The organism is Pukyongia salina, assembly GCF_002966125.1.
Taxonomy (GTDB): Bacteria; Bacteroidota; Bacteroidia; order Flavobacteriales; family Flavobacteriaceae; genus Pukyongia; species Pukyongia salina.
The window spans coordinates 1,618,210-1,637,460 of sequence record NZ_CP027062.1 but is presented as its reverse complement, the minus strand read 5'-3'; the positions used below and the strand labels follow the sequence as shown (position 1 = coordinate 1,637,460).

Annotated in this window: 20 protein-coding genes and 1 tRNA gene; 13 read left to right on the top strand and 8 right to left on the bottom strand. The window is 42.3% G+C overall.

The genetic code is table 11. The features are described 5' to 3' along the window. The first annotated feature begins 23 nt into the window (after window positions 1-23). From C5O00_RS07355 to C5O00_RS07345, 3 genes are all read left to right on the top strand, one after another. Window positions 24-1,370: a sugar porter family MFS transporter gene (locus C5O00_RS07355; RefSeq protein WP_105216241.1), complete on the top strand. Its 1,347-nt coding sequence runs from the start codon at window positions 24-26 to the stop codon at window positions 1,368-1,370. After that, complete coding sequence (locus tag C5O00_RS07350; RefSeq protein WP_105216240.1) at window positions 1,360-2,253, top strand: carbohydrate kinase family protein; 894 nt, start codon at window positions 1,360-1,362, stop codon at window positions 2,251-2,253. Before C5O00_RS07355 ends, C5O00_RS07350 begins: the two co-directional genes overlap by 11 nt. Before the next feature lie 63 nt (window positions 2,254-2,316). Next, window positions 2,317-2,739, top strand: a complete 423-nt coding sequence (locus tag C5O00_RS07345; RefSeq protein ID WP_105216239.1) for a hypothetical protein — start codon at window positions 2,317-2,319, stop codon at window positions 2,737-2,739. A gap of 157 nt (window positions 2,740-2,896) precedes the next feature. On the opposite strand, the gene C5O00_RS07340 is transcribed toward C5O00_RS07345, so the two are convergent. The 3 genes from C5O00_RS07340 to C5O00_RS07330 form a co-directional block, all read right to left on the bottom strand. Then, the gene (locus C5O00_RS07340) at window positions 2,897-3,244 is read right to left on the bottom strand and encodes a hypothetical protein (protein WP_105216238.1); all 348 of its coding nucleotides are present in this window, start codon (window positions 3,242-3,244) and stop codon (window positions 2,897-2,899) included. A 74-nt stretch (window positions 3,245-3,318) separates the two neighbouring features. Beyond that, window positions 3,319-4,044, bottom strand: a complete 726-nt coding sequence (gene ric, locus C5O00_RS07335) for an iron-sulfur cluster repair di-iron protein (RefSeq protein WP_105217598.1) — start codon at window positions 4,042-4,044, stop codon at window positions 3,319-3,321. A gap of 78 nt (window positions 4,045-4,122) precedes the next feature. Continuing rightward, window positions 4,123-4,557, bottom strand: a complete 435-nt coding sequence (locus C5O00_RS07330) for an RrF2 family transcriptional regulator (protein ID WP_105216237.1) — start codon at window positions 4,555-4,557, stop codon at window positions 4,123-4,125. Window positions 4,558-4,821: 264 nt separating this feature from the next. Between C5O00_RS07330 and C5O00_RS07325 the strand changes: the two genes are divergently transcribed. Continuing rightward, the gene (locus tag C5O00_RS07325) at window positions 4,822-6,828 is read left to right on the top strand and encodes a ribonucleotide reductase barrel domain-containing protein (RefSeq protein WP_105216236.1); all 2,007 of its coding nucleotides are present in this window, start codon (window positions 4,822-4,824) and stop codon (window positions 6,826-6,828) included. A 96-nt stretch (window positions 6,829-6,924) separates the two neighbouring features. After that, window positions 6,925-7,581 (top strand): AAA family ATPase, encoded by a 657-nt coding sequence (locus C5O00_RS07320; RefSeq protein ID WP_158676799.1) that lies wholly within the window; start codon window positions 6,925-6,927, stop codon window positions 7,579-7,581. 123 nt (window positions 7,582-7,704) lie between these two features. Here C5O00_RS07320 and C5O00_RS07315 read toward each other — a convergent pair whose 3' ends face one another. Both C5O00_RS07315 and C5O00_RS07305 read right to left on the bottom strand, forming a co-directional pair. After that, a complete protein-coding gene (locus C5O00_RS07315; protein ID WP_105216234.1) occupies window positions 7,705-8,538 on the bottom strand; it encodes a hypothetical protein in 834 nt (277 codons plus the stop codon). Between the two features lie 598 nt (window positions 8,539-9,136). Continuing rightward, a tRNA-Leu gene (locus tag C5O00_RS07305) sits at window positions 9,137-9,218 on the bottom strand. 244 nt (window positions 9,219-9,462) lie between these two features. Here C5O00_RS07305 and C5O00_RS07300 point away from each other — a divergent pair. After that, a complete protein-coding gene (locus C5O00_RS07300; RefSeq protein ID WP_105216232.1) occupies window positions 9,463-10,851 on the top strand; it encodes a dipeptidase in 1,389 nt (462 codons plus the stop codon). 192 nt (window positions 10,852-11,043) lie between these two features. On the opposite strand, the gene C5O00_RS07295 is transcribed toward C5O00_RS07300, so the two are convergent. Beyond that, the gene (locus tag C5O00_RS07295) at window positions 11,044-11,622 is read right to left on the bottom strand and encodes a PhnA domain-containing protein (protein WP_105216231.1); all 579 of its coding nucleotides are present in this window, start codon (window positions 11,620-11,622) and stop codon (window positions 11,044-11,046) included. A 130-nt stretch (window positions 11,623-11,752) separates the two neighbouring features. On the opposite strand from C5O00_RS07295, the gene C5O00_RS07290 reads away from it, so the two are divergent. The 5 genes from C5O00_RS07290 (at window position 11,753) to C5O00_RS07270 (ending at window position 16,658) form a co-directional block, all read left to right on the top strand. Beyond that, complete coding sequence (locus C5O00_RS07290; RefSeq protein ID WP_105216230.1) at window positions 11,753-12,118, top strand: BlaI/MecI/CopY family transcriptional regulator; 366 nt, start codon at window positions 11,753-11,755, stop codon at window positions 12,116-12,118. Window positions 12,119-12,126: 8 nt separating this feature from the next. Beyond that, window positions 12,127-13,812 carry a M56 family metallopeptidase gene (locus tag C5O00_RS07285; protein ID WP_158676798.1) on the top strand — a complete coding sequence of 562 codons (1,686 nt, stop codon included), beginning with the start codon at window positions 12,127-12,129 and terminating at the stop codon, window positions 13,810-13,812. A 103-nt stretch (window positions 13,813-13,915) separates the two neighbouring features. After that, the gene (locus C5O00_RS07280) at window positions 13,916-15,016 is read left to right on the top strand and encodes a DUF4407 domain-containing protein (RefSeq protein ID WP_105216228.1); all 1,101 of its coding nucleotides are present in this window, start codon (window positions 13,916-13,918) and stop codon (window positions 15,014-15,016) included. Window positions 15,017-15,050: 34 nt separating this feature from the next. Then, entirely contained in the window at window positions 15,051-15,941 is an 891-nt protein-coding gene (locus C5O00_RS07275; protein ID WP_105216227.1) for an aldose 1-epimerase, read from the top strand. A gap of 12 nt (window positions 15,942-15,953) precedes the next feature. Further along, window positions 15,954-16,658 carry a peptidoglycan DD-metalloendopeptidase family protein gene (locus tag C5O00_RS07270; protein WP_105216226.1) on the top strand — a complete coding sequence of 235 codons (705 nt, stop codon included), beginning with the start codon at window positions 15,954-15,956 and terminating at the stop codon, window positions 16,656-16,658. Between the two features lies 1 nt (window position 16,659). On the opposite strand, the gene C5O00_RS07265 is transcribed toward C5O00_RS07270, so the two are convergent. Beyond that, entirely contained in the window at window positions 16,660-17,556 is an 897-nt protein-coding gene (locus C5O00_RS07265) for an ATP-grasp domain-containing protein (protein ID WP_105216225.1), read from the bottom strand. A 49-nt stretch (window positions 17,557-17,605) separates the two neighbouring features. Next, the gene (locus C5O00_RS07260; protein WP_105216224.1) at window positions 17,606-18,088 is read right to left on the bottom strand and encodes an RrF2 family transcriptional regulator; all 483 of its coding nucleotides are present in this window, start codon (window positions 18,086-18,088) and stop codon (window positions 17,606-17,608) included. Between the two features lie 54 nt (window positions 18,089-18,142). Between C5O00_RS07260 and C5O00_RS07255 the strand changes: the two genes are divergently transcribed. Together C5O00_RS07255 and C5O00_RS07250 are read left to right on the top strand one after the other, a co-directional pair. After that, entirely contained in the window at window positions 18,143-18,655 is a 513-nt protein-coding gene (locus tag C5O00_RS07255) for a cytochrome c (RefSeq protein WP_105216223.1), read from the top strand. Window positions 18,656-18,663: 8 nt separating this feature from the next. Continuing rightward, the gene (locus C5O00_RS07250; RefSeq protein ID WP_105216222.1) at window positions 18,664-19,239 is read left to right on the top strand and encodes a fasciclin domain-containing protein; all 576 of its coding nucleotides are present in this window, start codon (window positions 18,664-18,666) and stop codon (window positions 19,237-19,239) included. Window positions 19,240-19,251 lie beyond the last annotated feature (12 nt).

The following is a 19,251-nucleotide window of genomic DNA, read 5'->3' as shown; positions in this document are numbered from 1 at the left end:
CAATCACTAATAAACCAATTTTAATGAAAGACATTACCAAATGGAGCATAACCGTTGCTCTGGCCGGATTCTTATTCGGTTTCGATACGGTAGTTATAAGTGGTGCCAATCAGCCCATTAAAGAACTCTGGAACACCTCTCCTTTATTTCACGGAACCTTTATCATGAGCATGGCCCTTTGGGGTACGGTGTTAGGCTCGTTAATTGGCGGGATCCCCACAAAACGACTTGGTCGTAAAAGGACATTGTTCTGGATTGGGATCCTTTTCTTTATTTCGGCAGTAGGAAGCGCCCTTGCCCCAGACCCATATAGTTTTTCATTCTTCAGGTTTATAGGAGGTATTGGCGTTGGCGTGTCCTCGGTGGCTGCCCCTATTTATATTTCCGAGATCACCACAGCCGAAAACAGGGGTCGTTTGGGAGCATTATACCAGTTCAATATTGTTTTCGGGATATTGATCGCCTTTGTATCCAACTGGCTGCTGAAAGGTGTTGGTGGAGACATGGACTGGCGCTGGATGCTGGGGGTGGAAGGCATTCCTGCTCTTGCCTATACGCTTATGGTACTGAATGTACCTAATAGCCCGCGTTGGCTCTTACTTCAGAAAAAAAATGCTGAAGCTGCACTTTCGGTTCTTAAACGAATGTATAATGAAGCCGAAGCTTTAGTTCACCTTAAAGAGATTCAGACAGATGCCGCGCTTCCGAAAAGCAACGATAAATTATTTCAGAAAAAATATAAAAAAGTACTCTGGCTCGGATTTTTAATAGCTTTCTTCAACCAGTTATCGGGTATAAACTTTGTGCTTTATTACGCACCACAGATCCTGGAACAGGCCGGGCTTGGAGGCGAAGAATCCCTTTTTAATTCTATCGCCATTGGAGTAGTGAATCTGGTATTTACCCTCATAGGCATCCGACTCATAGATCGCCTGGGACGCAGGCAGTTACTTATTATCGGTTCCCTGGGATATATCACCAGTTTATTTATGGTAGGGTATTGCTTCCAGGCATCTCTAAGTCCAACCTTATTGCTCATTTTTATATGTATGTTCATAGCCTCGCACGCTATCGGACAAGGAGCGGTTATTTGGGTTTTCATTTCCGAAATATTCCCCAACCGCGTTCGTGCCTACGGACAATCTTGGGGTACAAGTACTCATTGGGTGTTCGCAGCTTTGATCACTTTGGTTACACCCTTCTTTATAGATCCTGCTGAAGGCTTGTTTAGGGACAACTTGGAGGTGATCTACTATTTCTTCGCTGGAATGATGGTTCTGCAACTGTTATGGGGTATATTTAAAATGCCGGAAACCAAAGGTGTTAGTCTTGAAGATCTGGAAAAACAATTAATTGCCGATGACGAGTAAAACCGTGCGTATAGTAAGTTTTGGTGAAGTACTTTGGGATGTATTTCCCGGGGAGAGTTTATTGGGTGGCGCACCTTTAAATGTCGCCATGAGACTACACAATCAGGGTGCTCAGGTAACCATGCTTAGTACTGTAGGAGACGATGAATTGGGTCATAGAGCCTTAGAGGAGATGCAAGCTCAGGGTTTATCTACTGAGGGTATTGCAGTTTCGGCCAATAAGCCAACCGGGCAGGTTTTGGTCTCCCTTACCAACGGAATAGCACAATATACCATCAAAGAAGATGTGGCCTGGGATCACATTTCGATAGATCCGGGATTGATACCTAAGTTAAAACAGGCAGACGCTCTCATTTTTGGTTCCCTGGCGCTTCGCTATGAGCACAATCTGCAAACCTTAAATGCGCTACTCGAAAACAGCAACTTTTCTATCTTCGATCTCAATTTACGCCCGCCCTTTTATACAGATGCCCTCATCCTCGACCTGATGAAACGGGCAGACCTGGTGAAGATGAATGATGAAGAGCTTTTATACGTATGTCGTTTATTAGATATCAATACAAACGATCTGCGAGAACAAGTCGTCACTATTGCCGAAAAAACCTCTACTCCAAACATTTGTGTTACCCTGGGTGATGAGGGAGCTGTTTTGTTGTATGAAAAAGAATATGTATCTCATCCGGGTTATAAGGTAAAAGTGGCCGATACAGTAGGAGCCGGCGATTCTTTCTTTGCAGGTTTGATATTTCACTTGCTTTCGGGAACGAATACAGAAACTGCCTTGGACAAAGCCTGTGCGATCGGGGCCCTGGTTGCATCGAAAAGTGGGGCTAATTGCAAAGTAACCTCCCGGGAGATAAACGAACTTCAAAGTGGTGAGTAAATTCTTACTTTTCAGGTTATATTATTTTGTAACTTGCTGATATATAACCAATAAATTTCTATTATGTTCTCAAAATCAAACATTGTTAGCACCCTGGTAGCTACTATTTGGGGGTTTGGTGGAGGTTACCTTTTATGGGGACTTCTGGCCGATCCGTACTTTCGTGAAAACGCACTTACCGATGGTATAATGAAGGATATGCCGGACATGCCCTATCTTATCCTTGGGTGTATCATCGCCGCCTTTGCTTTCTGTACTATTTACCGGTCGTTCGGATCGGGTAATTACGGAGCCAATAGTGGGCTCGCTTTTGGATTCTGGCTAGCCGTTATGCACGGCTTGGGAGATGGCTTAATAAATTTTGCCACATCCAATATGCTGGATCTTACCGGAACCCTGGTAAACTTTGGGATCTACCTTGTATTCTATCTGGTAATGGGACTGCTCGTCGGATTAGTATACGCCAAAACAACCCCGAGCAAATAAATATTCATCGGCCCGTATATAAAATACGGGCCTTTTTTTTAATAGGTTTCTTTATTAATTCAACACAGCGAAATTTGGCAGCGGTTCGGATGCCTGAAACAAATTAAGATCATCCTAGCGTTAGCATGTGCAACTTCCTATTATTCAAGTGTACTGCTTAGACTAAGTTCGTAACAATAACACAAGCACTCAACAAAATAGTTGCGATCAATAGATCGAACGTAATTTTCGATTTTAATTGAGCAAGAACTGCACCATTAAACGCCATACAGAATACAGTAACAAGAAAAAGTTGCACCATTTTTATCATGGTTGGCATATCATTCATAAGCAATAAAATAACAGCAATGGAGCCTAAACAACTTTGCCCTAAGATTGCGATTGTAGAATAGCCTATTTCTCCCCTTTTGAATTCAGCTAACATATTATTATAAATCGATTTAATCTTATTTGTTTTATGTTTACGTCCAGAGTTCGTCATGTGAATTGTCCTTGAAATTTTCATCGGTTTATTGATTTATGATAATATTCAATTGTACTTCGGAAGCGATTTTCTGAAATAACCCCAAGAAATTTTTATCAGGCCTTCAGTGCTTTTTCTAATTCTATCGCTCCAGGAAACAGCAGATTGTTCTCCAGGTGAATGTGGAAATGCAGGTCGTCTTGAAACTCCTTGAGTAAGGCGAAAGTCACCTTATACGTGTTACAGGCATCAACTGGAGGTGTATAATCATTGCTCAAACCTTCTATCTGCCGGAAACGTTCCCCTTCGTTATCATGTTCTTGCATCATTGCGCGGATGGGATTTTTAACCAGTCCAAAGTGAGGATCATCCAACGTTAACCTCTGTTGTTCTGCCTTTACCATTTTACGGATATACGGAAAGAGAACCAGTTCTTCTTTCTTCATATGCATAGCTAGTTCACCACTACTTGCCGTAAATAGGTAGTTTATTTTATACAACTCCGGATGTGTGGTCCCATGTACCTTCTCCAACTTATTTAAATACTGTTTAAGCACCGGTATCTTTTCTTCAGCGTATCTGTGATGTTTCTTCTCAATGTAATCGGCGAGCAGATCCAACGGCAATGCTTTAAAATCTATATTTTCTGCAGCCCCTTGTCTTTGTATCTCGTCAATTTCCCTATAGATCAAATCGACACTCAGGTTATTCTTTTCAGCAACCTCCTGTATGGTTCGGTTCCCTTTACAGCAAAAGTCTATCTTGTGATTTCTAAATACCTGCGCGGTACGATAATCATCGGCTACCAATTGCCCGATTGTTTTTTCCTCTGTTGTATTCATAATTCTTCTGGTTTTAATTACTGTTATTAAATGTATAATGTAATAGGACATTTTTGTCCGATTTAATATCAAATTTTTTTATCGTTTCAAATAAGTTAGTCCAACTTCTAGTCCCGTGGTCATCTCATCAAGACTTGTATTTTCAAGCATATTTTTTAAATCCTCTCGTATCTGAACGAACTTATCGTGTACAGGGCAAGGTTTACTGGCATTACATTTTTTCAATCCCAGGCCACAGCCCACATACACATTATTTCCATCGATGGCATATACTATATGACTGAGTTTTATATGATCGATCTGTGACCTACTTATCTCAAAACCACCAGAGGCACCTTTTACCGAATCGATAATCTTATTACGTGACAATTGTTGCAAAATCTTGGCGGTAAATGCGACAGGAGAATCGATCTCATCTGCTATCTCCTTTAGACTAACCCTTCGGGAAAGTTTAGATTGTGAGGCTATATATGTGGCAGCCCTTATTCCATATTCGCATGCTTTCGAAAACATCTTAGCGCATTTATTTTGAAAAACAAAGATACTTATTATTTTATTTCGGACAAACATATCCGAATTAAATATGGATACTTGACAGTGGGTTAAAAGAACATTCCAGTTACCCACTACACAGAAGATAATTTAATCAACAATATAATGTTTATAAAAAAAGACTTAAAAGTATTTTTTTGTAATTCTATTGTGTAATTTTCCATTCCTCAACCGAGCGTATCGGAATAATTTTATAATCATTTCTAACTTTAAATTCTGTGAACTATGCAGCTCATCTTTAAACTATCGGATAATTTCGTAAATCAGTATCGCAACCGAGAACCCCAGTTTGGCTTTAATGGCCTTGGGCTTTTAACCTATTACCGCACTTATTCTCGTCTAAAAGAAGATGGCGAAAACGAACAATGGTTCGAAACGATCCGTAGAGTAGTGGAAGGCTGCTATTCCCTTCAAAAAGAATATATCTTAAATAATCACTTGGGGTGGAACGACCACAAAGCGCAGGATTCGGCTCAGGAAATGTACGACAGAATGTTCAAGATGAAATTTCTCCCTCCGGGGCGAATGCTGTGGGCTTTGGGCACCCCTTTAATTCATGAGAAGAAAGTAGGACAAGCTCTTTTTAATTGTGCGTTTGTATCGACCGAAAAACTAGGTCAATCCCTAGATAAAGCATTGATGCCATTTGCCTTTATGATGGATATGAGCATGGTGGGAGTTGGTGTTGGCTTTGACGTGGCAGGAGCGCAGCAACTCATTGTACACAATCCGGAAAAAGCTGAAGATACATACGAAATCCCCGATACCCGAGAGGGTTGGGTAGAAAGTCTGAAAAGGTTGCTAGCCTCCTATTTTTCCTTTCACTTTAACGGGCAACCGGCAACTACTGTACGCTTCAACTACAGTAAAATAAGGCCTGCTGGAGAGCTAATTAAAGGCTTCGGTGGGATTTCAAGTGGACCTGCTCCCCTGGAGAATTTACACGAACAAATTCGCAAAGTGCTGGATAAGGAAAACAATAAATACATTAGTATTACCGCTATCGCAGACATTATGAACATGATAGGCCAATGTGTAGTGGCGGGCAATGTGCGGCGTACTGCTCAAATTGCATTGGGCAATGTTTATAATGAAGAATATAGAAAATTAAAGGACTACAAATGGGATAATTCTGTTGGCGAATACACCGGGTCGAGGGCAAACCGAGCTGCTTATGGCTGGGCATCGAATAATAGTGTTCTGGTAGACGATAAAACAGATTTTACAGAGGTGGCGCAACAAACAGCAAAAAATGGCGAACCAGGGTTTATTTTCATGGATAATATACGGTCGTATTCCCGAATGTGCGATCCTGTTGACCATAAAGACATTAAGGCGAAAGGCACCAATCCGTGTGGGGAGCAGTCGCTCGAAAGCTACGAACTGTGTTGCCTGGTTGAAACATTTCCTTCTAAAGCAGATTCGAAAGCCGATTATCTCCGAACCTTAAAATTCGCTTATCTGGTTGGGAAAACAGCAACGCTTGCCAGTACAACCTGGCACCAGACCAATCGCGTGCAAAAACGCAATCGCAGAATTGGCACCTCTGTAACCGGGGTCACTAATTTTATCGAAAAATACTCCCTTGATAAATTAAAAGGATGGTTGGAGGAAGGATATAACGAAATCCAAAAGTGGGACGAAATATATTCTGCATGGTTATGTGTGCCTCGTAGTATTAAAACAACAAGTGTAAAACCTTCCGGAACTGTGAGCTTACTCGCAGGCGTTAATCCCGGTTGTCATTTCCCGGAATTCGAATATTATATCCGCCGGGTTCGAATTGCGAAAACTACTCGGTTTTTACCGGAATTGGTAGCAGCCGGCCTGGATATTGAAGAAGATATCATGGATCCTTCATCTATGGTTATTTCTTTTCCGGTAAAATGTGAAGGCCGAAGTCTTAAAGAAGTAAGTATTTGGGAGCAAGTAAGCCTGGCTAGTTTTCTCCAAACGTATTGGTCAGACAACCAGGTGTCCTGTACCGTAACATTCACCCCTGATGAGGCCGATCAAATTGCTCCTATCCTGGATTTCTTCAAGTATAAACTGAAATCGATCAGCTTCTTACCAAAATTAGAAGCCGGTGCCTACGCCCAAATGCCATACGAGGCGATTTCGAAAGCACAATACGAAGAAATGATAGAAAATTTGTCGCCCATGACATTTCTGAATACGGACGAAGATGTCCTCCAGGAAAAATTCTGTACTAATGACAGTTGCGTTATTTAAAATAAAATATTTCCATTTAACGTGAGTAAATGGTATAGGTTCCGACTAACACGTACTGAAAATGTTAGTGTGATTGGTTTGTAACACTTAAAATATTTGCTTCGTACAAGAAGAGATTTCTTCCTGAAAATGAAAACGGATGGTAAGATTATAGCTATAGTTGGTGCCCAGGCGTCTGGCAAAACCACCCTGGTTCGGAATTTGACAAAAGTGCGACCGGAAATCAAAGGCTTCTACGAAGGTGAAAACTTTCCGAAGTTTGTAACAGATGCTTTTGTTTCTAATGAATTTCGTTTGAGGTCCTTTATTTACTTTCACAACCACTGGATAAAACAATACATAGAAGCAGAAACGCAATACAAAAATGGGTTAGTGTGCCTTTTAGACACCTTCTGGTTAACCAATCTGTTCTATTTAGATACCCTTAAGGATAAAAACGATCAGCTTCTCATCTTCGATCTTATTAGATCTACTGCTCAATTATTTCCACCGCCTCATGGAATTATTTTTCTTAATGATGACATAACGATCATGGAAAAAAGAATTTATAATAGGTCCCGACAAGGCAACAGGGATTGGGAAAAACGTTCTCAATGGCTTTCAGAACCCATGATGGTTAAACAAAGACATGAAGACCTGTTTCAGGAAAAAATAAATTTCGATGTATTTGTTGAAAATTCTAAAGTAATTGAACTAAAAAGTTCAAGCCCTCACCTTATCGATAAAAGCTTGGAGTTTATTGATGATTGTTAAAAAACCTGGTATTATGGCTTTGTATTTGGCTGTGGTTCGACTGCCTAATCCAAACAATAAAACCTCCGGTGAAAACAGGAGGTTTTATTTTTCGATCTATCGAGATTATGATAGTATCATCTTTTATTTTGATAGTTCGGCAATCCTTGTATAGAGATAATCACCATGATCACCAGTAAAGTATTTATTGTATGCTTTAAAAAATTCGGTTCTCGCAGCCTCGTCTACCCATTTAGCTTTAATCGCGTCACCATTTCCTGCTGTCATATCATTAAGGTCGTCTAGAGATTCTAAATAGAACGCTTCTACAAACTCGGTTCTGTCTGCCCCCCAACCGTGCACATTGGGATAATAAGCCTTTATCTTATCATTGTTGTAAACTGTAGCTTCAAGGAATTGTTTATGAAGTTTCATAAACTCTTCGTTCGATCCGTCATCCGGATACGCCATTTTACTCACACGAATGTATGCTACTAAATCCTTATCCGTAGCTTGAGTTAGCGGTTTGGCACCCGCTAAAGGCACGTATAACTCATCCGAATGTAGATCTTGATAAAAAGACTGTCTGTTTTGTAGAAACGCTTTTCTCGTGGCTTCATCAGGCCATGCTAATTTTTCCAGTTCCACATTTCTGCCCTGCGCCTTTTCTATGTCGGCCCAGGAAGCATAACTTTGTACATACTTAGATTCGAGACTTGTTGCCGTATACAGGTGCATAAAGAAACCGGCAGTCTGTACGTACTCATTTTTCTTTGTGACCTTCTCCAGGTATTCTTTCTCGATCTCGAGCCATTTATTTTCGTCTTCATTCTCGGAGGCCTCCCTATCCATACTCCAATACAAGGTGGTAACAGAGATGTAGGCCGGCATCGCATTTTCGTCCTGTGCGGCCAGTGGAGAACAGATCAGCATTAGTAAAATAATGGCAATGGGGATGGTTAGATTTTTTGTTTTCATGATTCATTATGTTTGGTTAGTAAAAAGTTACTGGTTAACAGACACAAGCGGTCTTATACAATGAAAACAAATTCAAATGTGTAAAAAAGTAAAAGGAGAATTGGGAAGTATTATAAAGATACACTAAATTTTGTAATTATCTCTTTTTTAGATAATTACAATTGTTTTTAAATGTAAATAAAAAATGATATGATCTTTTGAAATTTAGACCGAAGCGGAAATTTCATAGAATGTGCCAGTGATTCTTTTTGAAGCAATCTGCCAGACGATACGGCGGCGGTTCGACTGCCTGAAGCAAACAAAAAAACCTCCTGTTTCACAGCATATTGTCGCAGTGCGGCTGAAGGGGGAGGTTGCGAAGAAAGATCCTGTGGATCTTTTGAAGCAAACTGCCAGACGATGCGGCGGCGGTTCGACTGCCTGAAGCAAACAAAAAAACCTCCTGTTTAACAGCATATTTTCGCAGTGCGGCTGAAGGGGGAGGTTGCGAAGAAAGATCCTGTGGATCTTTTGAAGCAAACTGCCAGACGATGCGGCTGCGGTTCGACTGCCTGAAGCAAACAAAAAAACCTCCTGTTTTTACAGGAGGTTTTTGAAGTGCGGCTGAAGGGAGTCGAACCCCCACGCCTTGCGGCACTAGATCCTAAGTCTAGCATGTCTACCAGTTCCATCACAGCCGCTGGTACCACTTTTATGGGTGGCAAATATACATAAGATTTATAATTTACAAATACCTTTTCCTGAAAAATTATTGCGTCGCATATCCTTGAAAATTATCATTTTTCGTCCCTCGATCCAACAATGATTTCCCGCAAAAATCAACCTCAAAGCCATCATATCTAAAATTAATTTAACAGACAATCATTAAAAATTAAATTTTTACCCCTCATTTCGTACCTTAGCCTTTCTTCAGAAAAAACCTTTATGAATAGCGCAAAATCTTATATTAAACAACATAAGGATCGGTTCATTTCAGAATTGATCGATCTGCTAAAAATCCCTTCAATTAGTGCCGATTCGGCCTACGAAAAGGACGTCCGTGCCATGGCCGAAAAAGTGAAGTCCAGCCTCGAAGAAGCAGGCTGCGACCTGGTGGAGATCTGCGAAACTCCAGGCTACCCCATCGTCTATGGGGAAAAATTAGTCGATCCCAAGCTGCCCACCATCCTGGTGTACGGTCACTACGATGTGCAACCGCCCGATCCGCTGGACCTGTGGCATAGCCCTCCCTTCGATCCGGTGATCAAAAAAACCGAACTACACCCGGACGGCGCCATCTTCGCCAGGGGTAGTTGCGATGATAAGGGGCAAATGTATATGCATGTAAAAGCCCTGGAATATATGACCCGTACCAGCCAACTGCCCTGTAACGTGAAATTTATGATCGAGGGAGAAGAAGAAGTGGGCAGCGAAAGCCTCGGCTGGTTTGTTGCTCGCAACCAGGAGAAACTGGCTAACGATGTCATCCTTATTAGTGATACCGGGATGATAGCTAACGATATTCCTTCCATTACCACGGGTTTGCGCGGACTTAGCTACGTCGAGGTGGAAGTTACCGGCCCTAACCGAGACCTGCACAGCGGCCTCTATGGCGGTGCCGTTGCCAATCCTATTAATGTGCTTACCAAAATGATCGCCTCACTCCATGATGAGAATAACCACATCACTATTCCCGGATTTTATGATGATGTGGAAGAGCTTACCGCAGAAGAGCGGGCAAAAATGGCCGAAGCTCCCTTCAACAAGGAAGCTTATAAACAAGCCCTGGATATAGAAGATGTTTACGGGGAAAAAGGATATACCACCAACGAACGAAATTCTATCCGACCTACCCTGGATGTGAACGGGATCTGGGGAGGTTATACCGGTGAAGGCGCTAAAACGGTTATTGCCAGTAAAGCCTATGCCAAGATTAGTATGCGCCTGGTGCCCAATCAGAACTGGGAGGAGATCACTCAGTTGTTTAAAAACCATTTCGAAAGCATCGCTCCTAAAGGAGTTAAGGTAAAGGTAAAACCGCATCACGGCGGACAAGCATACGTCACGCCTATAGACAGCCTGGGCTATCGCGCCGCCGAAAAAGCCTACGAAGTCACCTTTGGCAAAACCCCCATTCCGCAGCGAAGCGGTGGTAGTATCCCTATTGTGGCCCTATTCGAAAAGGAATTAAAAAGTAAGACGATCCTGATGGGATTTGGGCTGGATAGCGATGCCATTCATTCGCCAAACGAGCATTTTGGGGTATGGAATTATCTTAAAGGCATCGAGACCATTCCGCAGTTCTATCATTATTTCACCCAAATGAGCGAATAATCTTGAGGGGGTTCCCCTGTAGTAGAGTTCCTCACTACAGGGGCGGGCTTTCCGCTATATCCCTGTAGTAGTCGTGAAGTGACTTTCATCTACTTTATCGGTACTACAGGGGATGCCGCTGCAATCCCTAACCCGAACCACCCCGACTGTGGCTATACTACAGCCACCCCTCCTTCAAAAGGAGGGGAGGAACTAGATCTTCTTTACATATTTGGTAATGATCACGATCTGCTGGCCATCCACTTTGCCTTCTATATACTCCGGGTTATCGTGATCCAGAGAGATCCGCCTTACGGCCGTTCCCTGTTTCGCCACCATACTACTACCCTTTACTTTCAGATCTTTAATGAGTACCACACTATCCCCTGCTTCCAGGATAGCACCGTTGCTGTCCCTATGAACCACCGCGTCTGTCATGTCCTTACCATCACCAGCGGCCTCCGCCCACGATCGGGTTTCCTCATCCATATACATCATATCCAGCAGGTCCTGAGGCCAGCCTTCGGCTTTCAGGCGTTGTAACATCCGCCATGCCATTACCTGTACCGCCGGAACCGTACTCCACATACTGTCGTTAAGACATCGCCAGTGATTGGGATCGACAGTTTCGGGGTTTTCGATCTGTCCTTCACATACCGAACATAGTAGAATACTCGCCTCTTCTCCTTTTCCCGGAGAAGCTGGTAATTCATACACCGTCAGGTTTTCGGTATTGGTACATAATTCACATTGCGAATTACTTCGCTGTTTTAAACTGCGTTCCAGACTCATTTGTTTAAATTTTCGGCTAAGTTAATCCAATCATCAAGAAACCCAAATGTTCAATTTTCTATAAAAAATTACTTCTACACTTGTAGAATTAAAAAATTATTCTACATTTGTAGAAACAATTACCAGTCTCATGCAATTATCCAATTCCGAAGAACAACTCATGCAAATCCTATGGAAGCAGAAAAAGGCCTTTATGAAAGACCTCATCGACGCCTACCCGGAGCCTAAACCCGCCCCAACTACAGTGGCCACACTATTAAAGCGTATGCAGGATAAGAACTTCGTGGATTACCAACAGCAGGGCAGATCGAGAAAATATTTTCCCCTGGTAAAGAAGAAAGACTATTTTTCTAAACATGTAAACGGACTTATAAAGAACTTTTTTAACGACAGTGCCTCGCAGTTCGCATCCTTCTTTACAGAGACCACAAACCTGTCTAAAGACGAACTGGAAGAACTAAAAAAGATCATCGATCAGCAAATTAAAAAGAAATAGCCATGGAGATGTATATATTAAAATCGGCTCTCTGCCTCGCCATTTTCTTTGTGTTCTATAAGGCACTTCTGGAAAACACTAGCCTGCACAGCTTTAAAAGATTCTATTTACTGCTGTCTGTAGTGATCTCCTTCTCAATTCCCTTCATCACCTTTACAACCTACCGCGAGATCGAGCCCACCGCTGCTCTTCAGCTACTTGAACCTGAAGCTTCAGCAGTAGCTTTAGAAACTCAATTTAATTACCTGGGAATGGCACTATGGATCATTTATGTTGCCGGCGCTATGTTTTTCTTGCTAAAATTTATCGGAAATCTCGGGAACATGATCTCGAAAATACGTAGGAATCCAAAACAGCGATCTCGTAACATATTTTACGTCTTGTTAAACGAAACTATAGTACCACATACTTTCTTTTCGTACATCTTCTTTAATAGACAAAACTTTAAATCGGGGAGTATCCCGCAGGAGGTTATCGAGCACGAGAGGACACATGCCAGAGAGAGGCACAGCCTGGATATCTTGCTCATTGAGATCTGTCTCATTGTGTTTTGGTTCAATCCGCTGTTCCATTTTGTAAAGAAGGCCATAAAATTAAATCACGAATTCCTGGCAGACCGATCTGTTTTAAAAACGGGAACCGATACTACCGTATATCAAAAGACATTACTGGCATACTCATCAAATGCCTGCTCGCCCCAATTGGCACATTCAATCAATTATTCATTATTTAAAAAACGATTTACAGTTATGAAAACAAACACATCAAGATCTGCAGCTTCGTTACGTACCTTCCTGCTAATCCCACTTGTACTATTTGTACTTTATGGTTTTACAGACAGACAAACCATCTACACTCAACCCGATGAACTTACTACCGAAGTTTCAGTAAAGACACAAGCAAAGAAAATCTTACTCATGGTTGCCGGAAAACAGGTTTCTCTCAATAATAAGCAAGTTGCACCGAACGAGTTCGCAACTTCCCTGGACAAAATTACAGCCGCTTGGACCGACAGGGAGATAGATAGTTTTAAATGGGATATATTTTTAGATAAAGCAGACAACGGGGTACTTAATGCCTTACACCTGGAGTATCTAAAAACCAGGCTGGCAAAAATAAATCGAAATGCGAACTGGATTCCTGCTAGCAGATTAAACAGCGCACAAACCAGTGCCACCCGCGAAGAAATGAAAGAATACAACCGTCTGGCTAAAAAATACAACGCCATGACGGATGATAACATGAACATAAAACAAAAGGACCTTAAACGGATGGAGTACATCTATCACAAAATGTCACCCAAACAAAAAACCGATGCCGAGCCCTTCCCGGTGAACTTACCACCTCCACCTCCACCTCCACCAGCTCCGGAAAATACAGAAATTCCGAATCCTAATCCCGCTCCCAATGCGGTAGGGGCTCCAAAACCAGTAAAGGTTGTTGCCGGAGTTAATGATGGAGATCTTGCTGTTCCTCCTCCTCCTCCGCCTCCACCAAAACCCGAACCTGTATTAGACCATATAATTAAAATGGCGAAGAATGGCGCAACTTTCTATTATGAAGGCGAAAAAATTAGCAGCGATAGGGCCATTGAATTAATTAAAGCCAACGATCAGCTTAATGTACAATCATCCTCGTCCAATTCGGGAAAGCCGGTCGTAAAGATTTCAACCAAACCTATAAAGCTAAACTAGAAGTATACCCAAAGATAAAAAGCCTCGAAATCGGGGCTTTTTTTTGTAACAATTTTACAAAAAGCACGTTCTAATAGTTCATCACTCAAAAACGTAAGCCATTATGTTACAACGCTTTTTTATCTTCTGCTCCGGGGCAGACACCGAGATTTTGGAACAATGCTCCCCCGGAGAACGCACCAAATATGCCGGGATAGGCGCCACTGTTTTCTTTACCGCCGTGATGGCGACCATTGCCTCGGCCTATGCCCTTTATACGGTATTCGACAATTATTACACTGCCATTTTCTTTGGATTTATCTGGGGCTTACTCATCTTCAACCTCGACCGTTTTATTGTGTCCACCATTAAAAAAAGTGATAATTTCTTCGATGAGCTTATCCAGGCGTCGCCCAGGATACTACTAGCGATAATCATAGCCATAGTTATCTCTAAGCCTTTGGAGCTAAAGATCTTCGAAAAGGAGATCAACCAGGTGTTACTTGAAGAAAAAAATGCCATGACCCTGGAGAACAAGGATCAGCTTGCCCTTCAGTATCAACCTTCCATAGAAGCACTTAATACCGAGATCGCCGCCTTAAAGCAAGAAGTGATCGATAAGGAGACCGCTGTAAATAATTATTACGAAACCTTTATAGCCGAAGCCGAAGGCCGGGAAGGAACTCTTTTGGTAGGCAAAGGCCCGGTGTACAAAGAGAAAAGGGAAAAGCACGATGCAGAGCTTGCTGCCTTACAGGAAATGCGCACTGCAAACGCCGCACGTATAGAAACGGCCGAAGCCCAGGTTGCCGGCCTCACCGAACAATACAATACAAAAGTGGCCGAAACCCAACCCGTGATCGATGGTTTCGATGGGCTGATGGCCCGGGTAAACGCCTTGAACAAACTTCCCTGGTTGCCATCATTATTTATTTTTCTTCTATTTCTCGCAATAGAAACCTCTCCAATTATTGCTAAATTATTGTCGCCAAAAGGGGCTTACGACCTAAAACTGGCCGAGCAGGAAGGGGCTGTAAAAACCTGGGTTGCACAGCAAAAGACTCAACGGGACGTGCTTGTTACCACAGACCGCGATGTAAATAACCGCGTCTACGCAGATATCGCCGAAGAACAAGAACTATACGACTATAAGCGTAAAAAAGCCAGGGAACTTATGCAAATGCAGGCGGATGCCTTTTACGAAAAACAAAAAAGCGTACTTTAGTTTAGCCGTTCAACAATAGTGGCAAGACAAGCAAGTGACCTGTAAGTTTTACGACCAAAAAGACCCGGATTTCCCATACTACCATTTTTCGGCAGCCGGATTCTCTTGCAAAATTGTGCCTGCCTTTGGCGGAAGTATTCAGGAACTGGTGGTGAATAATAAGCCCATTATAGAGGGGGTTACTTCTAACAAGGCAGGGCAGAAGAAATACCTGCAAATGTGTAATTCGGCCATTCTTTTCCCCTTTCCAAATCGAATAAAACATGGCAGGTATCGCTTTATGGATAAGACCCATTCCCTGCCGGTAAATGAACCCACGAACAATAACGCCATTCACGGGATCGTATATACGAAATCCTTCAAGGTGATCTCGTTTACCGAAAATTCCATCAGCCTGAGCTATATCCACCAGGGCAGCACGGGATTCCCATTTCCCTTCAGTATTGAATTACATTATACGTTTTACTTACAAAATATCGAATTGAAAGTCTTGGTGCGAAATACCGGCGATTCCAGTTTTCCGTTCGGGATAGGTTGGCATCCATACTTTCACACCGAAGATCAAAGTGAGACTATAATTCGTTTCTCCAGTGATACAATTTACGAGGTGGACGACCAAATGATCCCCGTTCGTTCCAAGCAGGAAGAATTCAAAGAATTAAAGCTCGAAAAAGCCGAGATCGATAATGCTTTTCAGTTAAATAACACGGATGTGAGACTCATAGCTCCTAAATATAAACTTAAACTACAAGTACCCGATGACAGTTATCTACAACTTTTCACCCCGGATCATCGAGGATCTGTGGCTATAGAACCTATTTCCTGCATTGCGGATGCTTTTAACAACAGAATAGGGCTGAAGGTTCTCCAGCCCGGAAAGAAATTCAGTTGGCCACTTAGTTTGAAGATCGAGAAATCCTCATAAACATGATACGCCGTGAACTCCTTTGAAAGAAATATTGAACAGTACCAGGCCTCACTCCGGTTTCTATTTCCCACCATAGCATTCGAAAAGGTAATTGCGCCTAACATGAGCATAGGTAGTTCATTTTTTGGAGGCGACACAGATCACGATGATCTTCAGGAAGCAGCAAAGAGATTAAAGAAATTTCAGCAAAAACATCCAACAGCCTTGCTCGCTAATGGCTACCTTGAACAACGATCGTTTTATAACACCCCGACTTTCCAACGCAAATTGAACGGTACCATCGAATACCGGAATATCCACCTTGGAACAGACTTCTGGGTGCCTGCCGGTACTGCGATACATGCGCCTGCCGAGGGGAAAGTGGTTATTTCGCATAATAACGATTACCACAAAGACTATGGCCCCACCCTGGTCCTTGAACATCAGTTTTCCGATCTTCAATTTTATACGCTCTATGGACACCTTAGTAGATCTTCTCTTGAACTTTCGGAGGTTGGAAAAACCATCTCAAAAGGAACAAAAATTGGATATATCGGTGATGAAATAGAAAACGGGCATTGGGTCCCACATTTACATTTTCAGCTAATAACCGATCTGTTGGGCAACACAGAAAACTTTAACGGGGTGGCTTTTCCTTCAGAAATAAAAAAATGGAAAACCATCTGTCCGGACCCCAACCTGATGTTCGAGGAATACCTACCGGCTGCTGAATAAATTAAGAAAGAAGCATTCTTTTTATACCCTCTGCAAAATGTTTGGCTGAGGGAGGGTGGTTTCTCATCCAAAGTTCAGGTTCGATGATCTCAAGTTCAGACAAAAGATGGTTTCCGTCTTCGTCCCAAACTATATCCGCTCTCCCGTATGCAGGTAGAATATCGCAAGCAGCGAAGACGGCTTCGGCAAATGCAATTTCCGGGGCAGTAGGCTCATAAGGATGTACGGTGCCGCCAAAATCGTCCTGCACTCTAAAATCACCTGCTTTGGCTTTCTTTAAAATGGCGTGCGTAAATTTGCCATTAAATACCATAAGGGACGCCTCACCCCGAGTTGTAATTGTAGGGAGATATTCCTGAACCAGCATATCCCTCTCAGCAACCAGGGAACTAAAAAGTGTTTCACTTGAAGACATTTTATCGTTGGTGATCTTATAGGTATGAAAAGCGGCTCCTGAAATAGCCGGTTTTATCACCACATCCTTCCAGTTGTTTGTCTCACAAACCAAAGACAAGGACCTAAGAGTTCCCTTATCTATGAAATCTGTGGGCACTATGTCAATTCCTTTTCGTTGAAGATCCAGGAGGTAATGCTTATCGATATTCCATTGAATAAGCGATAATGGATTAATGAGTTTTGTTTGTCGGCTCACTTCGGAAAGCCATTTCTGAAATTCGTCGTATCGCTCGAAATAATCCCAAACAGTTCTGAACACAACAGCTTTGGTTCCAGCCCAATCGTAATCCGGATTGTCCCAGTTGATTCGTGCTACCGAAAAACCCATTTCTTCCAGGGCGTTCTTCAGTAAGTCATATTCATCGAGAATATTCTGAATATATGGGGTTATCACTTCTGGTTCGTGATAGCGTTGATCTGTTAACACGGTAATGTCTACCATTCTAAGAAATTAATGGGCGAAGTTAATGAGATTTACTCCTTAGGACAATCTAATTTCGAATTTTCAGGTCTTTTAACCGGATATCCTTATATGCCTGCCTTAAACCATCTTTCTTGGTGGCAATAAGATGATGGATCGCACAGGGTTTACTTTCGTTGCAGTTGTCGAAGTTGAGGGCACACCGCTTAAATTGGTCTTTTCCTTCAATCTCTACAATAATATCTAGGATGGAACGATCCAATTGGTCTGCGGTCACATAGAAACCTCCTCCCGGTCCTTTGGCGGAGGATATATAGTTCACGGCCGCTAGTTGTTGCAGGATCTTGGACAGAAACGGTTTTGGGATGTCGAGATCTTCGGCTATATCCTTCACTAATAGCTTATGTTCTTCAGAAGAGTTTAAAACCAGATGATCTATAGCCTTTACGGCGTATTTAGAAGCATTTGAAAGCATAGTAAGGTCTCTAAATTCAGAAGCAAATATAGATAAATAAAAAAAGGATAAAAATGTCTTTTTTATGATAATTGTCATTTTTTAACAAGGCCGTGCGAGATATTTTTGATCCGAATTCAAAATTGAACTAACATGAAACACACGATCAAACTTCTATTAATATTTACTGCGGCCTTACTATTGAGTTGCGGTGGGAAAGAAGAGAAAAAAGACGATAGCATAAAAATTGGTGGTACTAAAAAGGAAGTAAAAGCAGAAGCTACGACCACAGGATCTGCCACCGATGAAGTTCCTGCCTCAGAGCGGATCACCCTGGATAATAAAGGTGTGGGAGAGGTAAAGGACCTTCCGCTAGATCCGGCAATTAACCAGGAAATGGTAGCACGTGGGGCAGAACTATTTAAGACCAATTGCTCTGCTTGCCATAAGGTGGATAAACGATTTATAGGCCCTTCTCCTAAAGGGATCACCAAGCGTAGAAGTCCGGAATGGATCATGAACATGATCCTCGATCCACAGTTAATGGTTGAAGAAGATCGCTGTGCTAAAGACCTTCTTGTGGAGTTCAACGGGGCTGCTATGGCGAATCAGAATATGACGTTCGAGCAGGCCAGGGACATACTTGAATATTTCAGAACCTTATAATAAATCCTATGAAAACTACTCAACTAAAATTTATAATGGGTTCTTTATTCGGCATTTTATTACTGTTCGGATGTAAGAACGAGACTGCCAATGACGGATCGTCTGTAAATACGGCGACTACCGAGGAAACCAAGGAACAGGGACAGGCGTTTATAGAGGACAATGAGTCTGTGCCTAATGTACTACAAATTGCGATGGGTTCGCCCGATCACACCACATTGGTTGCTGCTGTGCAGGCTGCCGATCTTGAAAATGCACTGGTAAATGCCGGGCCATTAATGGTTTTTGCACCTACCAATGCAGCATTCGACGCGCTGCCGGAAGGAACCGTAGACGATCTGTTAAAACCCGAGAACAAAAATGCCCTGGCTAACATCCTTAAACACCACGTTACCGCGGGGAATTACTCTAAAGATTTTCTAAAGAAATTCAAGAAACTCGGTCAGGCTAACGATCAAAATACAACGGTGGAAGTAAAAGGAGAGGACGTCTATGTAGGTGGTGCTAAAATAGTGGCAAGTATCCCGGCCGGAAACGGTATCGTCCATGTAGTGGACGCAGTAATATTACCCCCGTCAAACTAATTGAAAACTAAA

What these genes read in the sequence shown, in the direction of transcription:
- C5O00_RS07355 (WP_105216241.1), top strand. Translation starts at nt 24, where the DNA reads ATGAAAGACATTACCAAATGGAGCATAACCGTTGCTCTGGCCGGATTC.
- C5O00_RS07350 (WP_105216240.1), top strand. Translation starts at nt 1,360, where the DNA reads ATGACGAGTAAAACCGTGCGTATAGTAAGTTTTGGTGAAGTACTTTGG.
- C5O00_RS07345 (WP_105216239.1), top strand. Translation starts at nt 2,317, where the DNA reads ATGTTCTCAAAATCAAACATTGTTAGCACCCTGGTAGCTACTATTTGG.
- C5O00_RS07340 (WP_105216238.1), bottom strand. Translation starts at nt 3,244, where the DNA reads ATGAAAATTTCAAGGACAATTCACATGACGAACTCTGGACGTAAACAT.
- ric (WP_105217598.1), bottom strand. Translation starts at nt 4,044, where the DNA reads ATGAATACAACAGAGGAAAAAACAATCGGGCAATTGGTAGCCGATGAT.
- C5O00_RS07330 (WP_105216237.1), bottom strand. Translation starts at nt 4,557, where the DNA reads ATGTTTTCGAAAGCATGCGAATATGGAATAAGGGCTGCCACATATATA.
- C5O00_RS07325 (WP_105216236.1), top strand. Translation starts at nt 4,822, where the DNA reads ATGCAGCTCATCTTTAAACTATCGGATAATTTCGTAAATCAGTATCGC.
- C5O00_RS07315 (WP_105216234.1), bottom strand. Translation starts at nt 8,538, where the DNA reads ATGAAAACAAAAAATCTAACCATCCCCATTGCCATTATTTTACTAATG.
- C5O00_RS07300 (WP_105216232.1), top strand. Translation starts at nt 9,463, where the DNA reads ATGAATAGCGCAAAATCTTATATTAAACAACATAAGGATCGGTTCATT.
- C5O00_RS07295 (WP_105216231.1), bottom strand. Translation starts at nt 11,622, where the DNA reads ATGAGTCTGGAACGCAGTTTAAAACAGCGAAGTAATTCGCAATGTGAA.
- C5O00_RS07290 (WP_105216230.1), top strand. Translation starts at nt 11,753, where the DNA reads ATGCAATTATCCAATTCCGAAGAACAACTCATGCAAATCCTATGGAAG.
- C5O00_RS07285 (WP_158676798.1), top strand. Translation starts at nt 12,127, where the DNA reads ATGTATATATTAAAATCGGCTCTCTGCCTCGCCATTTTCTTTGTGTTC.
- C5O00_RS07280 (WP_105216228.1), top strand. Translation starts at nt 13,916, where the DNA reads ATGTTACAACGCTTTTTTATCTTCTGCTCCGGGGCAGACACCGAGATT.
- C5O00_RS07265 (WP_105216225.1), bottom strand. Translation starts at nt 17,556, where the DNA reads ATGGTAGACATTACCGTGTTAACAGATCAACGCTATCACGAACCAGAA.
- C5O00_RS07260 (WP_105216224.1), bottom strand. Translation starts at nt 18,088, where the DNA reads ATGACAATTATCATAAAAAAGACATTTTTATCCTTTTTTTATTTATCT.
- C5O00_RS07255 (WP_105216223.1), top strand. Translation starts at nt 18,143, where the DNA reads ATGAAACACACGATCAAACTTCTATTAATATTTACTGCGGCCTTACTA.
- C5O00_RS07250 (WP_105216222.1), top strand. Translation starts at nt 18,664, where the DNA reads ATGAAAACTACTCAACTAAAATTTATAATGGGTTCTTTATTCGGCATT.